The sequence below is a fragment of the Methanosarcina sp. A14 genome, from assembly GCF_001729375.1.
In the GTDB taxonomy this organism is placed as follows: domain Archaea; phylum Halobacteriota; class Methanosarcinia; order Methanosarcinales; family Methanosarcinaceae; genus Methanosarcina; species Methanosarcina barkeri.
Genome location: NZ_LZPK01000367.1, coordinates 1 through 4357 on the forward strand (window position 1 = coordinate 1; position 4357 = coordinate 4357).

A 4357-nucleotide genomic window follows, 5' to 3' on the forward strand; every position below is an offset into this window, starting at 1 on the left:
CCTTAATTTGACCTTAATTATTTAATGTTATATCCAAAATGCTTGAGATCTTCTTCTAAAATCAAATGCTTTTTACTGTCGGCTTCGGTGATCGGACGAACCGGACGGCAAGGGTCGCCAAAAGCAAGATGGTTATCCGGAATATCTTTTGTTACGACGCTGCCGGCACCGAGTACTACATTGTTTCCTATATGTACGCCGCCCAATACAACAACATTACATGCGATCCACACATTGTTGCCGATATGGATTTCTTCGGCGTATTCAGCCATTGTTGTGTTTCCGTTTTCATCTATTCCCATACGTTCCTGGGCGATCAGGGGATGAGAAGTGGCCATTAACGAAACATTTGGCCCGAAGCATACATTGTCACCAATATAAATACGTGCGTCGTCCATCACCATAAGATTGAAATTTGCAAAAAAGTTTTCTCCAATAAAGGTGTGACAGCCGTAATTGAACTGGATAGGTCCTTGAAAATAATATTTCTTGCCGATGCCGCCGATGAATTCCTCGATAACTGGCAAACGGTCGGGATCATATTCGTCCATTGCATTGTATCTTTGACATGCAGTGTGCGCCTTATGCTTGATGTCTTTCAGTTCTTTTTTGCGTGGATCAAACATTTTGCCCGAAAATATCTTTTCTTCTTCTCTCATCTGAGAGTTTCCTCCATCTCTCAAATATTAATTTTTGACATTGTGACTTCGATAGAGAAACCATGAAATTTCTATTTATTTGTGTGTTATATAAATAATTGAAATGTGACGTCAGAAACTACTATTTTACCAGTTGAATTTGTTAATATTATTTAGGGTTTTTTCTTCTATACTCTATAATATATAGAATAATTGGGTTTAGAAAAGTATAGTACGAAGAAAGGTCGAAAAGCAAAACAGTAGATGTAGCCTACTGGTACACAAGTCCTATTTAGTATAATCATTTGGAAACATCAATATATGGAGATGGAAGCATGTTGGAAAGTGATGGAAATATGTTGGAAAGCAAAATTATAGCCGCAAAATCTGATGACAATTATATAGAAAATATGCTCTTTGAAGGCGAGACGCTTTCGGACGTCGATATCGCAAGGATAGAATTTGAATCGGTACAGTTAATACAATGCCAGTTCAACAATTGTGATTTTTCAAAAGCCCTCTTTTACAATTCGGTGTTTGATAGCTGTAATTTTGCGAATTGCAGATTTATGGACAGCTACTGGAAAGGCTCCAAAATGTTAAAATGCAAGGGCGATGGCGGTAACTTCAGCAAGAGCTGCATGAAAGAAACCTCTTTAACGGACGATTCTTTTCGATATGCAGATTTTTCAAGTTCTGTACTGGAGAACTGCACCATTTATGACTGCAATTTTACGGAAGCCTTCTTATCTGAGATTCGGCTAAAGAAACCAAAGCTGAAAGTGGTTAATTTCACAGGTGCGGATTTCTTTAAAACCTTACTCAAAGACATCGATTTAACGGATTGTATTATTGATGGGATTACAGTATCCGATACATGCAAGGAACTAAGAGGGGCTATAGTCAATGCAGAGCAAGCAATAGAACTTGCGCGGATTCTGGGAATCAAAATTGTGTAAGGCATTGGCTTATGCACATAAATCAGAGGAAAGTAGATCTATCAGAGGAGAGTAGATCTGAAAATTGTTTATGGCAAAATCGTGTCTTCCAGATGCTTTTAGTTTTGCTTCTGCATTCCTTATGCTTTTTTGCTTTAACTAATTCTACTAATCAATAAAAATCCTTGATTTCTATTGTCTATGGAATAATCGAGTTCAGTAAATCTTCAGTAAAAATTGGTTAAAATCAAAAGATAAATTTAGGAAGACGTACCTAAGGTTAATCGCTAAAATCGCTAAGTTTTGAGATAGGTGATTGATTGGATACTGAAAGTCTTCGGACTTATAATAAAATTGAACCATCTTCATTTTCGATAAAAGATAGAATAATCCAAATTATCGAGTTCTCTGCATTACTATTATGGCTCGTAGTATACGCGATCAGGGCAATCAATTTTAACGAATATGAAAATGGCACATTAATTGACGATGGTTCATTAATAAAAGCAATATTATTTCTAGCAGCGTTTTCCTTTACAGTGTCTATTCTTCTAGGGACGTGGACATATTATAAAATAAAACGCGTTTATTCTAATGATCCGTCAGATCGGATAACTAATATAATTGTCTGGTTTACATTAGGACTTGTTGTTCTCACGATATCACTTCCACTTATATCATTCCCAGAATCCGACAAACTCTTTGCGATGTACTTAATTTTATTACTGTATGCGGGAAAATATGTCACAAAGGAGCTTTTAAAAAAAATAGAAAACTAACAAGAAAGAATCTGCATGTAAGAACGGAAAAAGCTGTCTAAGATTTCAAAAAACCTGGAGTAAATCCTGGCTGAACTTAAGAGTAAAAGACGGCTTATTCTAAATCCCTGTGTTTTAATAAGAAGCTCCCATAATCCCTTATCCAGATTAGAAATACTTCGCTTTTGGGCTTATTTTCCTGTGTTTTAGATATTTAACCATCTATTAATCGGTGAAAACTCTGATATTCATATTGTTATGGAACAATTGAGTTTAGAAGAGCTCCAGTAAAAATTTGTTTAAAAATAGAAAGATAAATTTATTAAGACGTACCTAAGATTAATCGCTAAAATCGCTAAGTGTTAAGAAAGGTGATTGATTGGGTACTGAAAATCTTCGAGCTTATAATAAAATCGAACCATCTTCATGTTTCATAAAAGACAGAATGATCCAAATTATTGGGTTCGCTGCATTATTATTATGGTTCGTAGTATACGCGATCCAAACAATCAATTTTAACGAATACGAAAGCGGTTCATTAATAAAAGTAATATTGTTTCTAGCTGCATTTTGCTTTACGGTGTCTATCCTTCTCGGAATGTGGACAAAATATCAAATAAAGCGCGCTTATTCCAATGATCCGTCAACAGGAATAATGAACGCATTTAAGTGGCTTGCATTTGGAATCTTTGTTCTTATGATGTCAGTTCCACAGATATTTTTCCCAGAATCCGACCAATTCTTTGGTATATACTTAATTGTATTGACGTATGTTGGAAAACACGTAATGGAAAAGATTTCAAAAAATCCAGAGTAAAAAACGAGAACATGGCTTTTGCTTTATCTAGAGCCTGCATAGGAGAAGCCTGATTAATTTCAATTTTTTCGAGAGATTTATAATATATTGGAACTATTTCCATTTTTATTCAATTTATTATTAATCGCGTTGAGATAAATGAAGAAAAGTTATCAGACAATTGGCTTAATTCTTCTCGCCGCTGGGTTGTTGATGTGGTGGTATTTTCCACAATGGCAAGTTAATCAACTCAATATCAGCATGAACAACACAGTAGAGAGAGCGAATTTAGAAAACCAGTATCGTATAACTATTATCCAGACGCTTGGAAGCCTTGTGGTCATAGCTGGGCTTTTTTTTACTTACGAAAAAATTCTAACGCTTAAGGATGGTCAGGTCACTGAGCGTTTTACTAACGCGATCGAACAACTAGGAAAGGATCAGTTGGAATTAAAATTGGGTGGGATATATGCCCTTGAAAGAATTGCAAATGAATCTGAAAGTGACTATTGGCCAATTATGGAAATTCTAACAGCTTACGTTAGAAAGAATTCGAGTGCTGAAATATTTGAAAATAAAAAAATTACATACCTCTCCATGGATATTCAAGCTAACGAAAGCACAACAAAAGAAGTCCTAGAAACAAAGAAAGTGCCTTTAGATATTCAAGCAGTTCTTACGGTTCTTGGAAGGCGCAAAAAATCTTTTAATGGTGGGGAGACATACCTTGCAAATTTGCAAAAGAGTCGTTTTCCAGCAGTTCTTATGATTCTTGAAAGATGCAAAAAGTATTTTAATTGTGGAGAGGTCAATCGTCTAAATTTGCAAGGTGCTTGTCTTCAAGATGTTGACCTTGAGAAGGCTCATCTTGAAGGGGCTAACCTTAGGAAAGCTCATCTTGAAGGGGCTGACCTTAGGAAAGCTCATCTTAAAGGAGCTGACCTTTATGGAGCGAATTTAATAGAAGCTAAACTTGAAGGAGCTAACCTTGAAAGAGCTAACCTTGAAGGAGCTAACTTTAAAGGAGCTAACCTTCAGGGAGCTAACCTTAAAGGAGCCGATTTTACAGAGATTTGCTTCAGTGGTAATAGTATTATCAAAGAGGCTAACTTTGAAGAGGCTCACCTTGAAGGGGCTAACCTTAAAAAAGCTTATCTTTGTGAAGCTAACCTTAAAAAAGCTCACTTTGAAGGAGCTAACCTTGAAGGAGAATCTCAAATTAGCTTT

5 protein-coding genes are annotated in these 4357 nt (G+C 35.9%); 4 read left to right on the forward strand and 1 reads right to left on the reverse strand.

Annotated features, from left to right (window positions below):
* Positions 1-17: 17 nt before the first annotated feature.
* Positions 18-659, reverse strand: coding sequence for a sugar O-acetyltransferase (locus A9239_RS16210; protein WP_048155422.1), 642 nt, complete (start codon positions 657-659; stop codon positions 18-20).
* A 314-nt stretch (positions 660-973) separates the two neighbouring features.
* Here A9239_RS16210 and A9239_RS16215 point away from each other — a divergent pair, with 314 nt between their 5' ends.
* From A9239_RS16215 to A9239_RS16230, 4 genes are all read left to right on the forward strand, one after another.
* A complete protein-coding gene (locus A9239_RS16215) occupies positions 974-1597 on the forward strand; it encodes a pentapeptide repeat-containing protein (protein ID WP_230629177.1) in 624 nt (207 codons plus the stop codon).
* A 299-nt stretch (positions 1598-1896) separates the two neighbouring features.
* Positions 1897-2355, forward strand: coding sequence for a hypothetical protein (locus tag A9239_RS16220; RefSeq protein ID WP_048117763.1), 459 nt, complete (start codon positions 1897-1899; stop codon positions 2353-2355).
* Positions 2356-2713: 358 nt separating this feature from the next.
* A complete protein-coding gene (locus A9239_RS16225; protein WP_048155421.1) occupies positions 2714-3151 on the forward strand; it encodes a hypothetical protein in 438 nt (145 codons plus the stop codon).
* 192 nt (positions 3152-3343) lie between these two features.
* Positions 3344-4357, forward strand: a 1014-nt coding sequence (locus tag A9239_RS16230) for a pentapeptide repeat-containing protein (protein WP_176722174.1), incomplete at its 3' end; no start/stop codon positions are given.

Bases quoted from the DNA above. Each gene is read 5' to 3' on its own strand.
- A9239_RS16215 (WP_230629177.1), top strand. From the start codon at position 974: ATGTTGGAAAGTGATGGAAATATGTTGGAAAGCAAAATTATAGCCGCA.
- A9239_RS16210 (WP_048155422.1), bottom strand. From the start codon at position 659: ATGAGAGAAGAAGAAAAGATATTTTCGGGCAAAATGTTTGATCCACGC.